Annotated in this window: 19 protein-coding genes and 4 tRNA genes; 10 read left to right on the top strand and 13 right to left on the bottom strand. The window is 66.6% G+C overall.

Features of this window, described 5'->3' with window-relative positions; genetic code table 11:
- Positions 1–39: 39 nt before the first annotated feature.
- The 5 genes from AC5Y5Z_RS17050 to lmeA all read right to left on the bottom strand — a co-directional run bounded on the left by AC5Y5Z_RS17050 (position 40) and on the right by lmeA (position 5,511).
- Positions 40–2,409 (bottom strand): hypothetical protein, encoded by a 2,370-nt coding sequence (locus tag AC5Y5Z_RS17050; protein WP_499926465.1) that lies wholly within the window; start codon positions 2,407–2,409, stop codon positions 40–42.
- Between the two features lie 3 nt (positions 2,410–2,412).
- The gene (locus tag AC5Y5Z_RS17045) at positions 2,413–3,081 is read right to left on the bottom strand and encodes a heme-binding beta-barrel domain-containing protein (RefSeq protein ID WP_463828465.1); all 669 of its coding nucleotides are present in this window, start codon (positions 3,079–3,081) and stop codon (positions 2,413–2,415) included.
- Between the two features lie 138 nt (positions 3,082–3,219).
- Positions 3,220–3,522 (bottom strand): DUF1416 domain-containing protein, encoded by a 303-nt coding sequence (locus tag AC5Y5Z_RS17040; protein WP_463828466.1) that lies wholly within the window; start codon positions 3,520–3,522, stop codon positions 3,220–3,222.
- Between the two features lies 1 nt (position 3,523).
- Complete coding sequence (locus AC5Y5Z_RS17035) at positions 3,524–4,357, bottom strand: sulfurtransferase (protein WP_463828467.1); 834 nt, start codon at positions 4,355–4,357, stop codon at positions 3,524–3,526.
- 341 nt (positions 4,358–4,698) lie between these two features.
- The gene (gene lmeA / locus AC5Y5Z_RS17030; RefSeq protein WP_499926463.1) at positions 4,699–5,511 is read right to left on the bottom strand and encodes a mannan chain length control protein LmeA; all 813 of its coding nucleotides are present in this window, start codon (positions 5,509–5,511) and stop codon (positions 4,699–4,701) included.
- Positions 5,512–5,716: 205 nt separating this feature from the next.
- Between lmeA and AC5Y5Z_RS17025 the strand changes: the two genes are divergently transcribed.
- From AC5Y5Z_RS17025 to pstB, 5 genes are read left to right on the top strand one after another with little or no spacing between them, the layout of a single operon-like run.
- A complete protein-coding gene (locus tag AC5Y5Z_RS17025) occupies positions 5,717–6,475 on the top strand; it encodes a winged helix-turn-helix transcriptional regulator (RefSeq protein WP_463828469.1) in 759 nt (252 codons plus the stop codon).
- Positions 6,472–7,401 (top strand): mycothiol synthase, encoded by a 930-nt coding sequence (mshD, locus tag AC5Y5Z_RS17020; protein WP_499926461.1) that lies wholly within the window; start codon positions 6,472–6,474, stop codon positions 7,399–7,401. Before AC5Y5Z_RS17025 ends, mshD begins: the two co-directional genes overlap by 4 nt.
- A gap of 8 nt (positions 7,402–7,409) precedes the next feature.
- Positions 7,410–8,444, top strand: a complete 1,035-nt coding sequence (gene pstC, locus AC5Y5Z_RS17015) for a phosphate ABC transporter permease subunit PstC (protein ID WP_499926459.1) — start codon at positions 7,410–7,412, stop codon at positions 8,442–8,444.
- The gene (gene pstA / locus AC5Y5Z_RS17010; RefSeq protein ID WP_499919480.1) at positions 8,441–9,355 is read left to right on the top strand and encodes a phosphate ABC transporter permease PstA; all 915 of its coding nucleotides are present in this window, start codon (positions 8,441–8,443) and stop codon (positions 9,353–9,355) included. The genes pstC and pstA overlap by 4 nt, the downstream gene beginning before the upstream one ends.
- Before the next feature lie 32 nt (positions 9,356–9,387).
- On the top strand, positions 9,388–10,164 hold the full coding sequence (gene pstB / locus AC5Y5Z_RS17005) for a phosphate ABC transporter ATP-binding protein PstB (protein WP_463828473.1): 777 nt from the start codon (positions 9,388–9,390) through the stop codon (positions 10,162–10,164).
- Between the two features lie 6 nt (positions 10,165–10,170).
- On the opposite strand, the gene phoU is transcribed toward pstB, so the two are convergent.
- From phoU to AC5Y5Z_RS16980, 5 genes are all read right to left on the bottom strand, one after another.
- Positions 10,171–10,809, bottom strand: coding sequence for a phosphate signaling complex protein PhoU (gene phoU / locus AC5Y5Z_RS17000; RefSeq protein WP_463828474.1), 639 nt, complete (start codon positions 10,807–10,809; stop codon positions 10,171–10,173).
- A 54-nt stretch (positions 10,810–10,863) separates the two neighbouring features.
- On the bottom strand, positions 10,864–13,071 hold the full coding sequence (locus tag AC5Y5Z_RS16995; RefSeq protein WP_499926456.1) for an LCP family protein: 2,208 nt from the start codon (positions 13,069–13,071) through the stop codon (positions 10,864–10,866).
- Between the two features lie 140 nt (positions 13,072–13,211).
- Positions 13,212–14,345, bottom strand: coding sequence for a tRNA dihydrouridine synthase DusB (dusB, locus tag AC5Y5Z_RS16990; RefSeq protein WP_499926454.1), 1,134 nt, complete (start codon positions 14,343–14,345; stop codon positions 13,212–13,214).
- A gap of 5 nt (positions 14,346–14,350) precedes the next feature.
- On the bottom strand, positions 14,351–15,373 hold the full coding sequence (locus AC5Y5Z_RS16985; protein ID WP_463828476.1) for an acyl-ACP desaturase: 1,023 nt from the start codon (positions 15,371–15,373) through the stop codon (positions 14,351–14,353).
- A gap of 132 nt (positions 15,374–15,505) precedes the next feature.
- The gene (locus AC5Y5Z_RS16980; RefSeq protein WP_499919483.1) at positions 15,506–16,132 is read right to left on the bottom strand and encodes a TetR/AcrR family transcriptional regulator; all 627 of its coding nucleotides are present in this window, start codon (positions 16,130–16,132) and stop codon (positions 15,506–15,508) included.
- A 68-nt stretch (positions 16,133–16,200) separates the two neighbouring features.
- Here AC5Y5Z_RS16980 and AC5Y5Z_RS16975 point away from each other — a divergent pair, with 68 nt between their 5' ends.
- The gene (locus AC5Y5Z_RS16975; RefSeq protein ID WP_499926451.1) at positions 16,201–17,217 is read left to right on the top strand and encodes an oxygenase MpaB family protein; all 1,017 of its coding nucleotides are present in this window, start codon (positions 16,201–16,203) and stop codon (positions 17,215–17,217) included.
- Between the two features lie 10 nt (positions 17,218–17,227).
- On the opposite strand, the gene AC5Y5Z_RS16970 is transcribed toward AC5Y5Z_RS16975, so the two are convergent.
- On the bottom strand, positions 17,228–17,725 hold the full coding sequence (locus AC5Y5Z_RS16970) for a nucleoside deaminase (RefSeq protein WP_463828479.1): 498 nt from the start codon (positions 17,723–17,725) through the stop codon (positions 17,228–17,230).
- 145 nt (positions 17,726–17,870) lie between these two features.
- Between AC5Y5Z_RS16970 and AC5Y5Z_RS16965 the strand changes: the two genes are divergently transcribed.
- Entirely contained in the window at positions 17,871–18,710 is an 840-nt protein-coding gene (locus AC5Y5Z_RS16965) for an SAM-dependent methyltransferase (protein ID WP_463828510.1), read from the top strand.
- Positions 18,711–18,714: 4 nt separating this feature from the next.
- Here the strand turns inward: AC5Y5Z_RS16965 and AC5Y5Z_RS16960 are convergent, their stop codons facing one another.
- Both AC5Y5Z_RS16960 and AC5Y5Z_RS16955 read right to left on the bottom strand, forming a co-directional pair.
- Positions 18,715–19,536 carry a TIGR04255 family protein gene (locus AC5Y5Z_RS16960; protein WP_463828480.1) on the bottom strand — a complete coding sequence of 274 codons (822 nt, stop codon included), beginning with the start codon at positions 19,534–19,536 and terminating at the stop codon, positions 18,715–18,717.
- A gap of 83 nt (positions 19,537–19,619) precedes the next feature.
- Positions 19,620–19,692, bottom strand: a tRNA-Lys gene (locus tag AC5Y5Z_RS16955).
- 124 nt (positions 19,693–19,816) lie between these two features.
- Here AC5Y5Z_RS16955 and AC5Y5Z_RS16950 point away from each other — a divergent pair.
- The 3 genes from AC5Y5Z_RS16950 to AC5Y5Z_RS16940 all read left to right on the top strand — a co-directional run bounded on the left by AC5Y5Z_RS16950 (position 19,817) and on the right by AC5Y5Z_RS16940 (position 20,105).
- Positions 19,817–19,889: transfer RNA gene (locus tag AC5Y5Z_RS16950), tRNA-Glu, on the top strand.
- A 32-nt stretch (positions 19,890–19,921) separates the two neighbouring features.
- Positions 19,922–19,998, top strand: a tRNA-Asp gene (locus tag AC5Y5Z_RS16945).
- A 33-nt stretch (positions 19,999–20,031) separates the two neighbouring features.
- A tRNA-Phe gene (locus tag AC5Y5Z_RS16940) sits at positions 20,032–20,105 on the top strand.
- Positions 20,106–20,177 lie beyond the last annotated feature (72 nt).

The following is a 20,177-nucleotide window of genomic DNA, read 5'->3' as shown; positions in this document are numbered from 1 at the left end:
TCCGGCAAACTCTCGGACACGACCCGGCACAGTGACGGGTCAGTCGCCGTCGTGGAGCTGCGCGTCGACGGGCGGGTGATATTCGGCGTAGCGCTGACCGAACTCGTGCCCCGGCACCGGCCACTGCTCACCCTCGCCGCCGCGGACCACCCAATCACCCTCCGCGGCCGTTGTCGGACCCTCCAGGGTGTTGATCGTCTCCCCGGCCTGGGCCGGGCGGGCCTGCACACGTCCCTTGCGGCGCCACTGGCCGTCACCGGCCGGCTCGTAGGTGAGCTGGAAGATGTCGTCGCGCACCGACCAGGTCTTGCCATCGGAGTGCACGGCCCAGTCGCCGGGCTCGGCCTGCATCGTGGCACCCGCATCCGACTGCCAGGTCCACGGTTCGTTGCGCTGCTCGGCGGCCACCGTCCCGGTCCGGGTGAAGGGGCGCCACAGTGGGCGGGACCGGTAGCCGAGCTGACGCAGGCTCCACAGGGTGGCGGCCAGGCTGCGCACCGCGGCGTCCAGCAGGTCGGGGTCGCTTTCGACCTCAGACCAGTCGACGAGCTTGTTGTGGATTTTGCGGGCGTCGTCGCGCGGTACCCCGTATTTCCAGCCGTTGCGCCGGTAGTAGCGGCACCAGTCTTCGTGCTCGGCACGTGCCATCGCCAGGGCCGCGGGCCGGTCGAACCCCAGCAGCGAAAGCTGTTCCAGCGCAGGAGAATCCGCCATATCTTGACCGGAAAGCTGGGCGGGTGGATTGCCCCAGGTGTTCCAGGTGTGGCCGGCGATCTGCTCGACCATCCATAAGGCGTTGCGCACCTGGCGGCGGTTCGAGCCCCGGTAGAATTCGTCGAGTTCGCTCCACGGCACCGCCGCGGGACCCCGCGGCCAACTGGGATCGATGGTTGCGACGTAGCGCTCGTGAATGAGCCGTGCCGCCCGCTCCCAGGCGTCCTGGATCTGGCCTTCCCGGGTGTCGAGCACCAGCGAGTAGGACTGCAGCATCCCGACTACCTGAATCGAATCGTCGGCGATGCTGGTGTTGAGGTCGGAGGTGAAAATGGGCATGTCGGGGAAGCGGGCGGCCAGCCTGGTGCCGGTGGTTGCGGTGTGGGTGTCCACCAGGATCAGCGCGCACGAGACGGAGTCGGTGTCGCCGATCAGACTCAGCATGGTCGGGATGGTCGGCGCCTCCGACACGGCGTCGATCGCTGGGCCGTCGGAAGCGAAGCCGGCCTGCCGGCGATAGAAGTGATGGTCCCTGAGGTATTCCTCGGCGTCTCGTTCCACCAGGGTCAGCGCTGGCAGCGGGTGCGCCCCCGGCGGGGTGTAGAACTCGCGCTCCAGCGCGCGGCGGGTCAGGTCCGCGCACAGGGCCAACGTCAATTGCGAAGTGCCGCAGACGAATACACGTTTGGTGTGGCCGGTGGCGATGATGCCGTCCAACAGTCGGCTCGCGGTGACCTCGTACTTGCCGACTACGTCCGCGGCCCACCGGGTGTCAGAGCCACCGAACTGCTGGGCCCGCCATGCCTCAGCCAGCCACGGGTCGTCGATGCGCACGATCAGCGGCAGGCGCCGCTTGTCCGCCACCTCCGCGAGCCGCCGACCGATCAGGTCGAGCCACAACAGGTTGACGGCCGGATCGGGGGCCATCAGGTAGAGCCGGCCCAGGTGACGCCACAGCCGCAGCGACACCAGCGTCGATGGTGTGTTGAAGTCCACCAGCACCACCCGGGCGCCGAGTCTGCGGACCCGTTGCACGCGATCGTCGCCGGCACTGGTGATGACCACCAGGGTGCTGCGCCGGTCCAGCGTGCGTCCCACGCCGCTGACCATCGATTCGGTGTCGTCGTCGACGCCGACGATCGCGGTGACCGAATTGGCGAAGTTGGCCCGCAGCCGGTCCACCTGCGCCCGGAACACGCCGACCAGCGCTCCGCCGAGGCCGGTGAAGATCGCTGAAACCGCTGCCATACGGGCTAATTCGAGGCCGACCGGGGTGGGCTCGGGACAGACGTGACCGGCCAGGGAGTAGTCGCCGCTGCTGCCTTTGATCAGCTGGGCGGTCAGCATCAGCGGCGTGAAGACGGCCGGGTGGTTCGCGTCGTGGCAGTTCCAGTAGGCGCTGAGGCCCAGGATCGCGCTCACGCTGATGAGCACCGCGATCACGCTGAACGAAACACCCACCACCCGGTGGCTGGCGTTGGAGCGGAAGGTCAGGACGCACACGGCGACCAGCACGCCCACCGCGATCGCGGTCGTCGACATCGATCCCGGCCGGCCGAACCAGCGCAGCTCCGGGGGCAGCGCGGCCAGGATGCCGGGCTCGAACGCGACCGCGGCCAGATAGGCGATCAGCACCACCGCCACGGTGGACAGGGTCCAGCGCAGGTGGCGCGGTACGGTCCTGGTCTGCCGCATCCGTCAGCCGACGTAGCGGGCCAGCCGTGCCGACAGGTGCGGCACCAGGGCGCCGTCGGCGTCTACGCGCTCCTCGACGTAGCCCAGATCGCCACCTTCGACGATGCCGTAGAGCCGTTTGGCCCCGCCGACCAGCACGCCCGACCGGCTGCGTGCCAGCGCATCGGTGGCCAGCTCCCACGACGACTGGGTGAGCGGCCGGCCGTAGAACAGTTCGACGTATCCCGACGAGTGCGCCAACAGCAGCTCGATCGCCGTGGACTCGGTCGGGTCGTCGGGGTCGCTGACGAAACGCCAGAAACCCGACTCGCGCAGCCCGGGCTCGTCGTAGCCGCCCGATTCGTTCAGGCGCCACGAGCGGGCTTCCCAGTTCAGGTAGTCGCCGCCGTCGTGCGAGACCACGATCTGCTGGCCGAATCGGTAATCGCCGTGTGTTCCGCGGCCCTCACCCTCGCCGCGCCACACCCCGACCAGCGGCAGCAACGCCAGCAGCGCGTCGTTCAGGCTGGCGCCCTCGCGCAGGTTGGCGGTGTCGGAGGGGAGCGGCAGGTCGTCGAACGCGGGAATGTTGCGGGCAGCGGTCAGCTTGGCGCGTTCGGCCGCGGCGGCGACAGCACGGTCCGCCGAACCCGCCGCGTCGTCTGCCGCGGCATCGCCGTCGTTGGGGGTCACGACTCGTCGGTGATCAACCGGTACAGCGCATACAGCGCAAACCAGGAGATGACCCCGGTCGCCAGGACCAGCATGATCTCGAAGAACAGCACCACGACGCCGAGTCTATTCGCCGCAGCCGCGTGACTTCGCAGGCGGTCAGGCGATCTTGATGTCCACCTCGTGGACGCCGGCGCCCTGCGGTGCCACCGCGGCGTCTCCGTTGCCCAGCTTGGACAGCGCCCGCAACGTCCACGAACCGGGCGCGGCGAAGAACCGGAAATCGCCGGTGGCCGAGGCGACGACCTCCGCGGTGAACTCGTCGGAGGCGTCCAGCAGACGCACGAAGGCGCCACCCACGGCTTGACCGTCCCGGTCGACGACCCGACCGGTGATCACGGTTTCCTTCTCCAAGTCGACGCTGGCGGGCAACGTCAGTCCTTGCTTTGGCGCAGAGCACATGTCAGCTTCCCAACTCGATCGGGGCACCCACCAGGGAGCCGTATTCCGTCCAACTGCCGTCGTAGTTCTTCACGTTCTGGTGTCCGAGCAGCTCCTGCAGCACGAACCAGGTGTGCGACGATCGTTCCCCGATTCGGCAGTAGGCAATCGTTTCCTTGGTGCCGTCCAGGCCGGCGTCGGCATACAACTTGGCCAGCTGATCGTCGGACTTGAACGTGCCGTCCTCGTTGGCCGTCCTGCTCCACGGCACGTTGATGGCGCTGGGGACGTGGCCGGGCCGCTGGCTCTGTTCCTGCGGCAGGTGCGCCGGGGCCAGGATCTTGCCGGAGAACTCGTCGGGCGAACGCACGTCGATGAGGTTCTTGGTGCCGATGGCCGCGATCACCTCGTCGCGGAAGGCGCGGATCGAATTGTCCGGCGCGGCGGCCGTATAGGAGGTCGCGGGCCGGTCGACCGGATCGCTGGACAACGGCCGGCCGTCGAGTTCCCACTTCTTGCGGCCGCCGTCGAGCAACTTCACCTTCTCGTGGCCGTACAGCTTGAAATACCAGTAGGCATAGGCGGCGAACCAGTTGTTGTTGCCGCCGTAGAGGATCACGGTGTCGTCGTTGGAGATGCCGCGGTCGGAGAGCAGCTTGGAGAACTGCTGTGCGTCGACGAAGTCGCGCTTGACCGGGTCCTGCAGGTCGCTGCGCCAGTCCAGCTTGATCGCGCCGGGCAGGTGACCGCCGTCATATGCGCTGGTGTCCTCGTCGACCTCGACGAAGACGACGCCTGCGGCATCCAGATTGCTCTCCGCCCAGTCGGCGGAGACCAGGACGTCGGAGCGTGCCATGGTGGGATCCTTTCGATTTCTCTTGTGAATTTTCGAGCGCTAGCCGACCGCTGGGCGGCGCGGACGTCCACGCACTCGGGCGGTGGTAGTGCTCGACACGGACTTACTCCTAGGTATGCCTGTTGCGCATGGGGAGATGCCACGGGGGGATTCCGGGCTGCTCCGAGTGCTGCGCAGATGAGGCGCGGCTACTCAGCAGCTACAGCAACAGCAACAACCCGCTGTGCGGCACAGGTCGACTGTGCGGCACTTGGTGAGCAGAAGCTCGGCGCGGGCTGACACGTCGGTCAGCTTACCCAATGACATAGTGATCAAGCCAACAGCGATAACCGGACCGAAGCTCAGGACTGTTTGAAGTCGTCGAGTCGGATGGTGACGTTGTTGGTGATGCCTTCGATGATGACGTCGGATCCGCGGGCCCCGACGGTGTTCGGCGCCACGCCGAACGGCAATTTCTGGCTGTACAACCTGCCGGTGAAGGCGCGCAGCACCGCGGTCAGCTTGTCATCCGGAACGCGCTGGTCGGCGGTGTCGGGGCCGGTCAGCACACCGGTGGGGGTGATGACCAGCGTCGCGGGGTCCTCGGCGGCGATGGACAGGTCCACCGACACGCTGACGCGGTGGTCGAAGTCCGCCGATTTCGGGGTGCCGCTGAACACCAGTCCGTGGCTGCCGGATATTCCGGACTCGGTGGTCCCGCCGGTGGCGTCGTTGGACTCCTGCGGGGGTGCCTCCACCATGAGGTCGGTGATGCCCAGGTAGCGGCCCAGGTGCACCGAGTCGATGATGATGCGGCTCTCCAGCTCGCCCACCGGAATTTTGGCGTCCGGCCTGATCAGCCAGGATGCGTCGGTCAGGTCCACCGCGTGCATGGTGGCCTCGAGCAGTGCCCGGCCGACCGCCGGCTGGTCTCCCGTGTAGGCCTTGATCTCCAGTTCGTTGTAGCGGTGGTTCATCGCCTGCGGAATGAACGGGAAGGCCAGGATCGCCACGAACGGATCGGAGCCCAGGTCGGCGGCGTGGCGAACTGCGGTCGAGAGCCGGTATTCGGCGTAGATGCTGGCGCCGTAATCGACGCCGAGGGCACCGAACCCGACCACACCGACAGTGATCGCCGTGGCGGTAGCACCGACCAGCATCTTGCGCATCGCCATATTGTGACATCGCCGCGGGCCATGTTGCATTGGTCACAACCGCCGCGCGGCGGCGAATCCGCTGGTCTAACCGCTGGTACCGGTGGGCCGCGACGCCCTGTCAGAAGGCCAAAGACCAGGTGGCACGTTATCGTTAGATGTTCTGGCCGCTAACGCGATGTGTCGCGATGTGCCTGGAGGCCTTACCCACGAACGCTGGAGGGGCTTGTTGGAGCTACTACTGCTGACCTCGGAGCTGTATTCCGATCCGGTCCTACCGTCGCTGTCGCTGCTCCCTCACTCCGTGCGGACGGCGCCGGCGGAAGCTTCTTCGCTGTTGGAGGCAGGCAACGCGGATGTCGTCCTGGTCGATGCGCGTAACGACCTGTCGGGGGCGCGCGGTCTGTGCCGGCTGTTGAGTACGGCCGGTAGGTCGGTCCCGGTGCTGGCCGTGGTCAGCGAAGGCGGGCTGGTGGCGGTCAGTGCCGATTGGGGTCTGGACGAGATCCTGTTGCCCAGTACCGGGCCGGCCGAGATCGATGCCCGGTTGCGGCTGGTGGTCGGTCGGCGCGGAGGTCTGGCCGATCAGGAAAGCGTCGGCAAGGTCAGTTTGGGCGAATTGGTGATCGACGAAGGCACCTACACCGCCCGACTGCGCGGCCGTCCGCTCGACCTCACCTACAAAGAGTTCGAACTGCTCAAGTACCTGGCCCAGCACGCCGGCCGGGTGTTCACCCGTGCTCAGTTACTGCACGAGGTGTGGGGATACGACTTTTTCGGCGGCACCCGCACTGTCGATGTGCATGTCCGCAGGCTGCGCGCCAAATTGGGCTCCGAGCACGAAGCCCTGATCGGCACTGTCCGCAACGTCGGTTACAAGGCGGTTCGGCCTGCGCGCGGTCGTCCGGCGGCCGCCGAGTCCGAGGACGAAACCGAGGCAGACGGTCTGCAGGACCCGCTGGCCGACCCGTTGCGCAGTCAGTGACCACCCTGACCTGGCGCTCGGCGCTGACCGCCGAGGACCAACGCGCGATCCGTGAGATCATCAGCGCGGCAACAGAATTCGATGAGGTCGCGCCGGTCGGAGAACAGGTGCTGCGGGAGCTGCCGCAGCAGCGCACCCATCATCTGCTGGCCGTCGAGGGTGATGACGGCGGTGCCGTCGTCGGGTACCTCAATCTCACGTCCGCGCGAGATGACGCCGCCGCGATGGCCGAACTGGTCGTGCACCCGCAGCACCGGCAGCGTGGCATCGGGACCGCACTGGCGCGCTCGGCCCTGGACAAATCGGGTGGTGGCAACCAGTTCTGGGCGCACGGCACGCTGGCGGCGGCCCGGGCCACCGCCGCGGCGCTGGATCTGGTCGCCGTGCGGGAACTGCTGCAGATGCGACGTCCGCTGCGCGATGCGCCCGCCCCGGTGCACCCCGATCGGCTGCGTGGGTTGCGGATCCGTACCTACGCCGGCCCGTCCGACGACGACGAGTTGCTGCGCGTGAACAACGCTGCGTTCTCCTACCACCCGGAGCAGGGGGGTTGGACCGAACGAGATCTCGACGAGCGGCGCGGCGAGCCGTGGTTCGATCCCGACGGGCTGTTCCTGGCGTACTCGGCCGCCCCCGCGGACGGAGACGAGAGACTGCTGGGCTTTCACTGGACCAAGGTGCATCCCGGCACCGCGGGATTGGGGGAGGTTTATGTGCTGGGCGTCGACCCCGCCGCGCAGGGCCGCGGACTGGGGCAGACGCTGACGTCGATCGGCCTGGCCTCGTTGGCGCAGCGGCTGGCTGACCGGCCCGATCCCACCGCGCTGCTGTACGTGGAATCCGACAACAAGGCCGCGGTGCGGACCTACGAGAAGACGGGTTTCTCCGTCTACAGCGTCGACACCGCCTACGCGGCCGCCACCTGAGCATCGCCATGACGACGCCGAACCCAGCCGACGCAGGTTCGGGCGAGGTCGTGGCCGCGCCCTTTCCCGAACCACAGGTCATTCCGCTCAGTTCACGGGGGCTCCCCGAACCCCGCCTGGCGGATCGGCTTTTTCGTCGGCTGTCCGCGGCCTCCGGGGCGCTGATCGTCGTCCTGCTCTCAGCCATCGGCGTCGTCCTGCTCCTGCAGGCCTTACCGGCGCTGTCGCGCAACCGGGAGAATTTCTTCACCTACGCCGGCACCTGGATCACCACCGATGCCGCGACGCTGCGATTCGGCATTCTGGAGCAGCTGCAGGTTACGGTCTTCGTGTCCTTGTTCGCGCTGGTCGTGGCGCTGCCGGTGGCGCTGGGGGTGGCGCTCTACCTCACCCACTACGCGCCGCAGTCGCTGGTCGCGCCGCTGTCGTACCTGGTCGACCTGCTGGCTGCGGTGCCCTCGATCATCTACGGCGTGTGGGGCCTGCACGTGCTTGCGCCCCAGCTGCGTCCGGCGGCCGGCTGGCTCAACGCCCACCTGGGTCAGTGGTCTCTGTTCGCCGCCGGTGACGGGTCGATCAGCGGTGGCGGCACCCTGTTCACCGCCGGGATCGTGCTGGCGGTGATGATCCTGCCGATCATCACCGCAGTCACCCGTGAAGTGTTCGCCCAGACACCACCGGACCAGATCGAGGCCGCGCAGGCTCTCGGCGCCACCCGGTGGGAAGTGGTCAAGTCGACCGTGCTGCCCTTCGGGCGATCCGGCTTCGTCAGCGGCGCGGCCTTGGGTCTGGGCCGCGCCCTGGGGGAGACGATGGCGCTGCTGATCATCCTGCGTGGCACCCGCGAGGAGTTCGGCTGGTCGCTGTTCGACGGCGGCTCGACCCTCGCCACCAAGATCGCCGCCAACGCACCCGAATTCGACAACCATTACCGCGCCGGTGCCTACATTGCTGCCGGGCTGGTGCTGTTCCTCCTCACGTTCGTGGTCAACGCGCTGGCGCGGCGCGCCGTGTCCGGGTCGCGGGCCGGGGGAGCGCGATGACCTCCTTCCTGGACCGCCCCCTGAAGTGGCGAAAAATCTCGGGTCTCAGTCGGCGCCGCCGATTCGCCGACCGGGTGGCCACCCTGCTGGTGAACGCAGCGATGCTGCTGGCCTTGGCACCGCTGGTGTGGGTGCTGTGCGCGGTGGTGGTCCGCGGGATGAAGGCACTCGGCTCCAGCTGCTGGTGGACGCATTCCCAGGCGGGTATCTCGGTCTCGACGGCCGGCGGCGGGGCTCTGCACGCGATCGTCGGCACGCTGCTGCTGGGGCTGGTGTGTGCGGTGATCTCGATTCCGCTCGGGATCTCGATCGGGATTTATCTCGCCGAGTACGGGGGCGACGGTGCGATGGCGCGCCTGGTCACGTTCACGGTGGACATCCTGGCCGGGCTGCCGTCGATAGTGGCGGCCCTGTTCATCTACGCGGTGTGGGTCGCGGTGTTGGGTCTGCCGCGCTCGCAGTTCGCGGTGGCGCTGGCGCTGGTGGTCCTGATGTTGCCGGTGATCGCACGGGCCACCGAGGAGATGTTGGGGATCGTCCCGGTCGACCTTCGCGAAGCCAGTTACGCGCTGGGAATACCGAAGTGGAAGACCATCTCCAGGGTGGTACTCCCGACCGGCCTGTCCGGCATCCTGGCCGGCATCATGCTGGCCTTGGCCCGGGTGTTGGGCGAGACATCACCGCTGCTGGTCCTGGTCAGTTACTCGAGCGCGACGAAGTTCGATATCTTCGGCGGGTTCATGGGCTCGTTGCCCGGCATGATCTATCACCAGACGAATGCGGGCGCCGGTGAGAATCCGGTTCCCACGGATGCACTGTGGGGTGCCGCGCTGACACTGGTCCTGTTGATTGCGATGATCAACGTCGGGGCCAGGGTGGTCGCGAGAGTTCTCGCCCCGAAGAAGGCGTGACCCGAAGCAGTATCAAGGCGGGAGCTGTAGCAGTGGCCAAACGGTTGGACCTCAACGAGGTCAACATCTACTACGGGTCGTTTCACGCGGTCGCAGACGTGTCATTGTCGGTGCTGCCGCGCAGCGTGACGGCGTTCATCGGCCCGTCCGGCTGCGGCAAGACGACCGTGCTGCGCACGCTCAACCGGATGCACGAGGTCATCCCGGGTGCACGGGTCGAAGGCAGCGTGTTGCTCGACGACGAGAACATCTACGGCACCCGCATCGATCCGGTGGGAGTGCGCCGCGCCATCGGAATGGTGTTTCAGCGGCCGAATCCGTTCCCCGCCATGTCGATTCGCGACAACGTGGTGGCCGGTCTGAAGCTGCAGGGCGTGCGCAACCGCAAGCTGCTGGCCGAGACCGCCGAGCATTCACTGCGCGGCGCCAACCTGTGGGACGAGGTCAAGAACCGGCTGGACAAACCGGGCGGCGGATTGTCCGGTGGGCAGCAGCAGCGGCTGTGTATCGCCCGGGCCATCGCCGTCCAGCCCGACGTTTTGCTGATGGATGAGCCGTGTTCGGCTCTGGACCCCATCTCGACGATGGCGATCGAAGAACTGATCAGCGAACTCAAGCAGGACTACACCATCGTCATCGTCACCCACAACATGCAGCAGGCCGCGCGGGTCAGCGATCAGACGGCGTTCTTCAACCTGGAGGCCACCGGCAAGCCCGGCCGTTTGGTGGAGATCGACGACACCGAGAAGATCTTCTCCAACCCAAGCCAGAAGGCCACCGAAGACTACATCTCCGGCCGATTCGGCTGAGGTTGGCTACAGCGTGCCGGTGGCCTGGAAAATGACCCGCCGGGCCACCTCGACCGCATGGTCGGCGAAGCGTTCGTAGAACCGGCCCAGCAGGGTCACGTCGACGGCGGCGGCCACACCGTGCTTCCACTCCCGGTCCATCAGCACGCTGAACAGGTGCCGGTGCAGGTCGTCCATCGCGTCGTCTTCTTCGCGGATCCGCGCGGCCTTCTCAGGATCGCGGGATATCAGCACCTCTTGCGCGCTGTTGCCCAATTCGACTGCGACACGGCCCATCTCGGCGAAGTAGCCGTTGACCACTTCGGGTAGCGCGTGCTGGGGATGGCGACGCCGAGCGATCTTGGCGACGTGCAGGGCCAGCGCCCCCATCCGGTCGATATCCGCCACGATCTGGATTGCACTGACGATGGACCTCAGGTCCCCGGCGACCGGCGCCTGCAGCGCCAGCAGTACGAAGGCGCTCTCCTCCGCCTGCGTGCTGAGCGCCGAGATCTGTTCGTGGTCGGTGATCACCTGTTCGGCCAGCACCAGATCGGCCTGCAGGAGCGATTGCGTAGCACGCTCCATTGCCATCCCGGCCAGCCCGCACATCTGACCGAGGCGCTCAGAAAGTTCCGTGAGCTGCTCGTGGTAAGCGGTCCGCATGGGTAGAGCCTACGTTCTAGCGGCCGGAATCGGAGTGAAGCACCGCACGTCCTGCTACTCGCACGTGGTGTCCGCGGCGTTGGTCACCGTCAGGTCCTCCGGCAGCCTGGTCGGAGTGCTGCCGGACGCGCGACTGATCTGCATGCTCACCGAGGAGCCGCTGGGCGGCGGCGTGTTCACCGCGTTGAAGTCCGAGCCGATGACCACCTGAACCACCGAGCCTATTCCGGTGACCCGTTCTACCTTCGAGTTTCCGAAGGCGGCGGCGACCGTCGCCGCGGCCTGCTCGTTGCCCGGCGAGAAGAACACCGTGGTGGCCTTCAACGTGTTGGGGTAGTCGTCGGGCGTCATGACGTTGAACCCGTTGCGTTTGAGCTGGCCGGCGGCGGTGGCGGCCAACCCGGTGGTGCCGGTGCCGTTGGACACCTGCACGGTGACCTCTTGCGGCGAGGTGGTGATGACCTGCTCCCGGCGCGTCTCGTTGGTCGGAGTCGCCTCCGGCGCCTTGCTGGCGGTCGAGGGTGTGGTGGTGGTCCCCGACGTGCGCGGCCGGAGCGTCTGCGCGTTGTGGTCGTTCTCCAGCGGCAACGGATCGTCGTTGATGATCGCTGTGAACAACGCCTTCATGTCGGCCGTGCGCGGCGGCTCGTTGCCGTCCTGGTCGGTGATCCCGGTCGGAACGGTCACGAAGGTGACATGCCCGGCCGCCATGTGCTGCAGTGATCGACCCAGCTCGACGAGGTCCTTGGTCTTGACGTTGTCGACGTAGCTGTTGCCGATGAACATGTTGACGACGTTGTTGAGCTTGTTCAGGTCCATCAGCGTGTCTTCGGAGATCATCGTTCGCAGCAGCGACGACAAGAACAGCTGTTGACGCTTGATGCGACCGTAGTCGCCGTTGCTCTCGGTGGTGACCTGGCGCGCGCGCACATAGTTCAGCGCGGTGGGCCCGTCGATGATCTGGCGTCCGGCGTGGTCGAGGACGGTGCCCAGCTCGTAGTCCTTCAACGCCGTGGTGCTGCACACCTCGACGCCGCCGAGAGCCTCGACCATGCGCCCGAAGCCGACGAAGTCGATGGCGATGAACCGGTTGACGCTCAAGCCGGAGAGCTTCTGGATGACTTTGACCAGACACTTGGGCCCGCCGAAGGAGAACGCCGAGTTCAGTTTGGTCTCGGTGTAGACCATGCGCGGACCCGTCTTGCCGGTCTTCGGGTCGTAGATGGGGCCGTACTTACCCGTCTCGGGGTTCCAGGCTTCGCACTGGATCGGATTGATCGCCAGGTCGCGGGGAAACGACACCGCTACCACTCGTTTGCGGTCGGCCGGGATGTTGACCAGCATCACGGTGTCGGACCGGGCGCCGCCCGCATCCTCGGTATCGCCGGCCCCGACGTTGGCGTTGGCACCCAGGCGGGAGTCCATGCCGACGATCAGGAAGTTCTCGTCGCCGTATTGGGCATTGGGGTCGACGATGTCCGCCGATTGCGGATCCAGCGCACTCACGGTGTTCAACCGGTTGTTCTTCGATGCGCTCCACTGGTAGGCGCCACCGGTCATTACCAGAGCCAGCACCGCGACGACGGCGACCGCGGCGCGGCCCGCAATCAACAGGCCGCGGTGGTTGCGCCGCTTCGCCTCGCGCGTTCTCGGGCCGTTGTCCTTAGCCGCGGAGATCCTTCGGAATCGTTTGCGTCGCGGCTTTGCCGAGCCGGCGTCCTCGTCGTCGGGGTCGAGCGGGTAATGGGCGGACCCCAGGTCGGGCAGCTCCGACTGCAGTTGCAGCGAGTAGGCGGGGATGGGAAGGATCTGGGTGTCGGTCAGGTCGTCGCGGTCGGGTGCTTCGTCGGATTGCGGCACGGGCCGCTGGACTTCGGCAATCTCGGGCGATGCCGGCGATGCCGGCTCTTCTTCGGGCTCGTCAGCGACCTGCGGCTCGTCAGCGTCCTCGGGCTCCCCGGCGACGTGATGGTGCCGCGGGCGCTCGGAAACAGTCGCACCGAGCTTGGCGATCAGATCGGCGACACTGAGCGGGCCGCGGTCGTGGCCGGCCGCGGTGTCGGCCTGCTCCGGACGCTGATCAGTCTCGACGGCTGGGGGTTTGCCCGACCATCGGCACAGGTCCTCGTCCACTGCAGATTCGGTGAAGCGCTCCCACGGCGCGGCGCCTGGCATTGCCGACGCTTCTGCGGTAAGCCAGTCATCATCGCGGCCGGAGCTGCGCGGGAGGCCGGGAGTGGCGTCCTTCTCGCCGTCACTCATTCTTTGTTGGCCTCCGAACGTGCGCATGAGTAGGCGCAGCACCATCGGACAAGTGCCGCGCAACTGCAGTAGGGCTCATATCGTACTGATTTCTTGGCCGAGGCGCGATTTCAGTAGCGTCTCGGTTCGGCTACCCGAACTCAGCCGCCGGAGTGCATGACGTCGGCGCCCTGGGGCACTCGGCAGTCTTCGGGGTCCTCCAGCCAGCCCGCTGGGAGCGCCACCTTGGCTGCCGACCCCTGCCGACCGCGTGGGCCACTGCCGACCTCCGGGAAGGGGACGCTGCCGTCCAGCCGTTCCAGAAGTTCGTCGAGTTCGTCGAGGGACGTGACCAGAGCCAATGCCCGTCGTAGGTCGGACCCGGCCGGGAAGCCGTGCAGATACCATCCGACGTGCTTGCGGATGTCGCGCATGCCTTTGTCCTCGCCGAAATGCGCGGCCAGTAGCACGCCGTGCCGGCGGATGATGTCGGCGACTTCGCCGAGGGTGGGCGGGGTCGGCGCCGGGCGGCCGGTGAAAGCTGCCGACAACTCGGCGAAGAGCCAGGGCCGGCCGAGACAGCCGCGGCCGATCACCACCCCGTCGCAGCCGGTGCTCGCCATCATGGCCAGGGCGCCGGTGGCGTCGTAGATGTCGCCGTTGCCCAGCACCGGGATCGTGCGCACCTGCTGCTTGAGCGCGGCGATCTGCTCCCAGTCGGCGGTGCCCGAGTAACGCTGCGCGGCGGTGCGGGCGTGCAGCGCCACCGCTGCGGCGCCTTCGGCTTCGGCGATCCGTCCCGCGTCCAGGTGGGTGTGGTGCTCGTCGTCGATCCCGATGCGGAACTTCACCGTCACCGGGATACCGCTGCCCGCGGTGGCGCGCACCGCGGCGGCGACGATGCGGCCGAACAGCCGCCGTTTGAACGGCAGGGCCGCCCCGCCGCCGCGCCTGGTCACCTTGGGCACCGGGCAACCGAAATTCATGTCGATGTGGTCGGCCAACCCCTCGTCGGCGATCATTTTCGCCGCGGCGTAGGTGGTGTCCGGGTCGACGGTGTAGAGCTGCAGCGAGCGCGGTGACTCGTCCGGCGCAAAGGTCGTCATGTGCATGGTGACCGGGTGGCGCTCGACGAGCGCGCGGGCGGTCACCATCTCGCACACATACAACCCGCTCACCGTGCCGACTTTGGCCAGCTCCTGTTCCCGGCACAGGGTGCGGAACGCGGTATTGGTCACGCCGGCCATGGGTGCCAGCACCACCGGGCTGGCCAGCGTGATCGGACCGATACGCAAGACCCCTACCGGCGACTCATCGTCAGCTTGCCCGCGGTCTGGTGCAGTTCGAACGCAGTGGTCCTCTTGCCGGTGCGGAGCTCCCGGTCGAGTTGACGCTGCTTGGACACCTCGAACTTGTCGCAGGACTGCTCGAGTTCCTTGATCAACAGGGCCAGGTCGTCGCGCAGCGCGGCCGCCTCGCCGGTGATGTCCTCGCGCTCGAAGAACCGCCACTTCTTCAGCACCGGCATCACCACGTCGTCGAGGTGGATGCGGGGGTCGTAGACGCCGCCGACGGCGATGAATACGGCCTTGCGACGGAATTCCGGAACCTGGAAGCCGGGCATCTGGAAGTTGCGCAGGATCTTGTGCAGCGACTTCGTTGCCTGGTTGGGGCAGATCTCGAAACCGGCCTCGCTGACGTCGCGGTAGAAGATCATGTGCAGGTTCTCGTCGGCGGAGATCTTGGCCAGCATCTGATCGGCGACCGGCTCGTTGCAGGCCTTGCCGGTGTTGCGGTGCGAAATCCGGGTGGCCAGTTCCTGGAACGTGACGTAGATGACGGAGTCGAAGAGGCTCTCGGCGAACAGGTCGTCGCGGACCTGGTGGTTCTGGCCTGGGCTGAAGCCCCGGTTGACCACCTCCATGCGCAGCTTCTCCAGCTCATAGGGGTCGACCGCACGAGTCACCACCAGGTAGTCGCGCAGCGCGATGCCGTGCCGGTTCTCCTCGGCGGTCCACCGGTTGACCCAGTGTCCCCAGGGTCCGTCCAGGCCGAAGTTCATGGCGATTTCGCGGTGATACGACGGCAGGTTGTCTTCGGTCATCAGGTTCTGGACCATCGCCACCTGCGCGAGGTCGGACAGCTTGCTTTCCTCGGGATCCCAGTCCTGCCCGCCGAGAGCGTAGAAATTCTTGCCATCCGACCACGGAATGTAGTCGTGCGGGTTCCAGTCCTTGTGCATCTTCTCGTGCCGGTTGATGTACTTCTCGACGACCGGCTCGAGCTCGTGCAAAAGCTGCAGGTTGGTCAGCTCGGCTGACATGATCCCTCCAGTTATCTGTGTCTTTGGGTTGCAGTCAATATATCTGTGTCTATCAGTAGCATCAAGTTTCTCGGCGGTGTGGCGTATCACGCTCGGGTCACATTCGAAACGGGTGCCCGAGGGCGTCCGGCGCTAATCCTGGGCAGCGTCGCCGGCGGGGAAATCAGCCAGCGGTACGTAGGTAGCGGCGGTGCTGAGCAGCATGTCGACGCAGTAGTCGATGAACTGTTCGCGACTGGCGCCCAGCTGCCCGCTCAGGTAGGCGGTGAACAATCCGGTCAGCGCGCCGATCAGGCTGGTGGCGACCAGTTTCTGGACGACGGGGTCAGCGATGCGGGACAACTTGCGCTGCAGCAGGGCGATGAAGTTGGGCATCCACTCCGCGCCGGACTGGGTCAGTATCGGCTCCACCGCGGGAGCCAGCAGCAACACCCGGCCGCGCACCGGGTCGTCGACCATCAGCGCGACGAATTGCTCGACGGCTTCGCGTGGCGTTTTCGCTGAGGTGAGAGCGGCCATCGCCTTGGTGCAGACGTCGTCGTAGACGGCGCGGACAAATTGGTCGCGGTCGGCGAAGCTCTCGTAGAAGTAGCGCTCGGTCAAACCGGCTTTCCGGCAGACGGCGCGCACAGTGAGCGCCGGGCCGTGTTCCCCGCCGAGTAACTGCACGCCCGCGGCGACCAGGTCGTCACGGCGCAGGGCATGGCGGTCCTGCACGGGAACACCCGACCAGCGCCCCCGCCGTTGACCCCCCTGCACTTCTGCTCCTAAGATTGATTCTGACAACGCGCGTAGTCAGAATGGTCGAGAACCGAGGTTGAACACTTGTGACTCAAGATACGTCTGCCGGCTGCCCGCTGACCAGCGATGATGCCCCATCCGATGAGGTGGTGGCCGCCGGTTGTCCGGTGTCGTCCGGCTACGAGGCGCCGCCGACCCCGCTCGGCCCGGGTTCGCTGACCTGGAAGTATTTCGGCGACTGGCGCGGCATATTGCAGGGCCCGTTCGCCGGGTCCATGCAGAACATGCACCCCCAACTGGGTGCGGCGGTCGAACAACACTCGACGTTTTTCCAAGAGCCGTTGCCGCGGGTCTTGCGGTCGCTGTACCCGATCGGCGGGGTGGTCTTCGACGGTGACCGGGCGCCGACGACGGGCGCCGAGGTGCGCGACTACCACATCGGCATCAAGGGTGTCGACGATCAGGGGCGGCGCTACCACGCGCTGAATCCCGACGTCTTTTATTGGGCGCACTCAACATTTTTCATGGGCACCATCCTGGTGGCCGAGCGGTTCGGCGACGGACTGTCCGAGGCGGACAAACGCCAACTGTTCGACGAGCACATCCAGTGGTACCGCATGTACGGCATGAGCATGCGGCCGGTGCCCAAGACCTGGGAGGAGTTCCAGGACTATTGGGATCACATGTGCCGCAACGTGTTAGAAGACAACTATGCGACGCGCGCCGTACTCGATCTGACGATCTACGACAAGCCGCCGATCGCGCCCTGGATTCCGGATCGGGTGTGGGCAGCGCTGACCAAGCTGTCCCGGCCGATGTTCGTCTGGCTCACGCTCGGCTTCTACCATCCGGCTGTGCGGGAACGGTTGGGTTATCAGTGGTCTGCCCGCGACGAGTGGCTGCATCGGCGCTTCGGGAACCTGGTGCGGGCCATCTTCGCCTTCGTCCCGCCCAGATACCGCAAGCATCCGCGGGCCCGCGCCGGTCTGGATCGTGCCAGCGGGCGCATTCCGGCCGACGCGCCGCTGCCTCAGACGGCCGCGCGCAATCTGCCGCCGCTGGAGCGGCGCGGCAGCCTCAATCACTACTGCTCAGAGGTCTGACCGGATCCGCTCACTCCGGCAGGGCGGTTGCCTGACGCTGCCCGTCGTTGCGGTCCTGCCAGAGCCGGTAGACGTCGACCGCGGCGTCGCGCGGCTCGTACCGCATGGGCAGTCGCCGGTCCTGCCAGTCTTTGGCGAATTCGTCGTAGAAGGTGGCCAGTTCGAAGTATTTGCGGTCGTCGACGTAGTGCGGTTCGTAGGCATCGCGGGTGGTGAGGAAGACGACCTCATCAGGTGAGCAGTAGTAGAGCGAGCCCAGGCACATCGGGCAGGGATGGGCCAGCACGTAGATGGTGGTGCCGACCAGGTGCTCGGTGCCCAGCCTGGTGCAGGCGTCGCGGATCGCCAAGATCTCGGCGTGTGCGGTCGGGTCGCTGGTCTGAGCCACCTTGTTGGCGCTCTCGGCGAGGACTTCGCCGTCCTTGACGATCACGGTCGCGAACGGGCGACCACCTTCTTCGACGTTGCGGCGCGCGAGATCGATGGTGCGTTGGGCGAAGTCGGTCACAGATCGCAGCGTAGTCCCGATCGTGCCGGTCTCGACCGAACGTGATACTAACTAGATTATCTATATTTTTTGCTGAGGGGAGTTGGTCGTGCGTAGCGATCGCGATCGTTGGGATTTGGCTACGAGTGTCGGCGCGACGGCCACCATGGTCGCGGCTCAGCGTGCGCTGGCCTCCGAGCGTGCCCTTATCGACGACCCGTTCGCCGCGCCCCTGGTGCGTGCGGCCGGCCTCGACGTCTATGTCCGGCTGGTGAACGGCGAGATTCCCGCCGACGCCGAGGCTGGGTTCGATCCAGACCGGATGGCCCAGGGAATGGCCTGTCGCACAAGGTTTTACGATGATTTCTTCCTGGACGCCGCCCGCAGCGGGATCGCACAGTTCGTGATCCTGGCCTCCGGCCTGGACGCGCGCGCCTATCGGCTGCCGTGGCCGGCCGGCACCGTCGTCTACGAGGTCGACATGCCTGAGGTGATCGACTTCAAGACGCGGACGCTCAGCGAGTTGGGTGCCGAGCCGACCGCAGAACGCCGGACCGTTTCGGTCGACCTGCGCGACGACTGGGCAGCGGCACTGCGCGCGGCGGGATTCGACGCCCAGGCGCCGGCGGCCTGGAGCGCGGAAGGACTGCTGGTCTACCTGCCCGGCGACGCGCAGGACGCGTTGTTCGACAACATCACCGCGTTGAGCGCGCCCGGTAGCCGGCTGGCTTTCGAGTTCGTACCCGACACCCGGATCTTCGAGGACCGGCGGTGGCGGGAACACTACGACCGGATGGCCGAACTCGGGTTCGAGGTCGATTTCAACGACCTCGTCTACCACGCCGAGCGCAGCCACATCCTCGATCATCTGTCCGGCGAGGGGTGGCAGACGTCGTCGCGCACCGTCAAGGAACTGCAGGATGCCAACGGCTTCGCCTACCCCGACGACGAACTTTCCCAGGCGTTCGCCGACATGACCTACAGCAGCGCGGTGCTGGGGTCGTAGAGCGCTACTGCTGCCCGCGCAGCAGGTCGTCCTTGAGGCGCGTGGTCAGCATGTCCTGGAAGACCGTCTGCGCCGGGGCATACAGATCCCGGAAGGTCGAGAGCAGCGCCTCGCGGTTGTACTCGGGGATCGCGCCGGTGGGCGGCGTCCAGAAGCTGTCGATATCCATCAGGAAGAACTGGCCCGTCCCGGCCGGTGCCACCCGGCGCAGGTGGTAGCTCTGGTCGAGGGCCTGGCCGACCCCCGGCCCGTACCGGACGATCAGCGACCTGCCGGGCTGTGCCTCCCGGAAGACGCCCGCGCCCTGCCATTCGGTGAGCGTCAGCCCGCCGGGAGCCAGCCGCTGCGGCCCCAGCAGGCTTTCGTCGATCCAGTTGGTCCATTCGATGCGGCCGTCGACGCCGGCGGGTACCCGGATCTCCAGGACGTAGCGCAACCCGATGCGCTCGACGCCGACAATCGAGGAAATGCGCGAGCGGGCGTCCACCACGCGCATCGCAACGTCGAGGAAGGTGTCGAAATTGGTGTAGGCGGTGGTCTCGACGACGATCGCCTGGTTCTTCAGCGACGCCGCCGTGGTGTTCTCGCGGTTGGAATAGCGCACGAAGCGGTCGGCGACGGGCTGCGGGGGCTGGCCGGGAGCCGTCATACCCCACTGGACGTCCTGTGCCTGGCGCTCGATCGGCAGGTCGGCGAGCAATTGTTGCTTCAGCTCGCGGCTCGCCGATTCGGTGAGGGTCTCTGCGGCCGGATGACGAATTTCCAGCGTTACCAGGGCTACGGGGGCGTTTGGTTGGGCATCAACGGAAGTCACGTCCGGAAGCATAGCCGCGAGCATAACCGTGCGGGGCGGCATTCGAACGGTGCGCCCAACTTCGCGTCGGCAGCGGGACGTGACCAGCGCCGCGGTGCCCCCAGCAGGGCTCGAACCTGCGACCTGCGGATTAAAAGTCCGTAGCTCTACCAACTGAGCTATAGGGGCGTGGAGACTCAGGATACTGGGTGGCCGGTTGGGCCTCGTTTGAGGATTGGGCCCGGGGTGCCCTAAGCTGACTTGGCTCCCAACGGTGATCTCGTTGCGAGTGCCCCGGAGAGATTCGGTTCTGGCCCCCTTCGTCTAGCGGCCTAGGACGCCGCCCTTTCAAGGCGGTAGCGCGGGTTCGAATCCCGTAGGGGGTACTTGCGACGCGGGTGACCGCGGAGCAGAGCAAGGCCCTGTGGCGCAGTTGGTTAGCGCGCCGCCCTGTCACGGCGGAGGTCGCGGGTTCGAGTCCCGTCAGGGTCGCCAGCACGGCGAGGCACACGCTGCCTGCCGGCTTCCGGCCAGGTAGCTCAGTCGGTACGAGCGTCCGCCTGAAAAGCGGAAGGTCGGCGGTTCGATCCCGCCCCTGGCCACTTCAGAGGTCCAACGCATGAAGATCCACCGCCAGTTCGCCTGGATCCCCCGAAAGGACCTCCTTGCGACCC

This window comes from Mycobacterium sp. NGS29 (assembly GCF_059812965.1).
This window is presented reverse-complemented; position numbering and strand designations above follow the sequence as displayed.

Bases quoted from the DNA above. Each gene is read 5' to 3' on its own strand.
- AC5Y5Z_RS17050 (WP_499926465.1), bottom strand. From the start codon at position 2,409: ATGCGGCAGACCAGGACCGTACCGCGCCACCTGCGCTGGACCCTGTCC.
- AC5Y5Z_RS17040 (WP_463828466.1), bottom strand. From the start codon at position 3,522: ATGTGCTCTGCGCCAAAGCAAGGACTGACGTTGCCCGCCAGCGTCGAC.
- AC5Y5Z_RS17035 (WP_463828467.1), bottom strand. From the start codon at position 4,357: ATGGCACGCTCCGACGTCCTGGTCTCCGCCGACTGGGCGGAGAGCAAT.
- lmeA (WP_499926463.1), bottom strand. From the start codon at position 5,511: ATGGCGATGCGCAAGATGCTGGTCGGTGCTACCGCCACGGCGATCACT.
- pstC (WP_499926459.1), top strand. From the start codon at position 7,410: ATGACGACGCCGAACCCAGCCGACGCAGGTTCGGGCGAGGTCGTGGCC.
- pstA (WP_499919480.1), top strand. From the start codon at position 8,441: ATGACCTCCTTCCTGGACCGCCCCCTGAAGTGGCGAAAAATCTCGGGT.
- phoU (WP_463828474.1), bottom strand. From the start codon at position 10,809: ATGCGGACCGCTTACCACGAGCAGCTCACGGAACTTTCTGAGCGCCTC.
- AC5Y5Z_RS16995 (WP_499926456.1), bottom strand. From the start codon at position 13,071: ATGAGTGACGGCGAGAAGGACGCCACTCCCGGCCTCCCGCGCAGCTCC.
- AC5Y5Z_RS16985 (WP_463828476.1), bottom strand. From the start codon at position 15,373: ATGTCAGCCGAGCTGACCAACCTGCAGCTTTTGCACGAGCTCGAGCCG.
- AC5Y5Z_RS16965 (WP_463828510.1), top strand. From the start codon at position 17,871: ATGGTCGCGGCTCAGCGTGCGCTGGCCTCCGAGCGTGCCCTTATCGAC.
- AC5Y5Z_RS16960 (WP_463828480.1), bottom strand. From the start codon at position 19,536: ATGCTTCCGGACGTGACTTCCGTTGATGCCCAACCAAACGCCCCCGTA.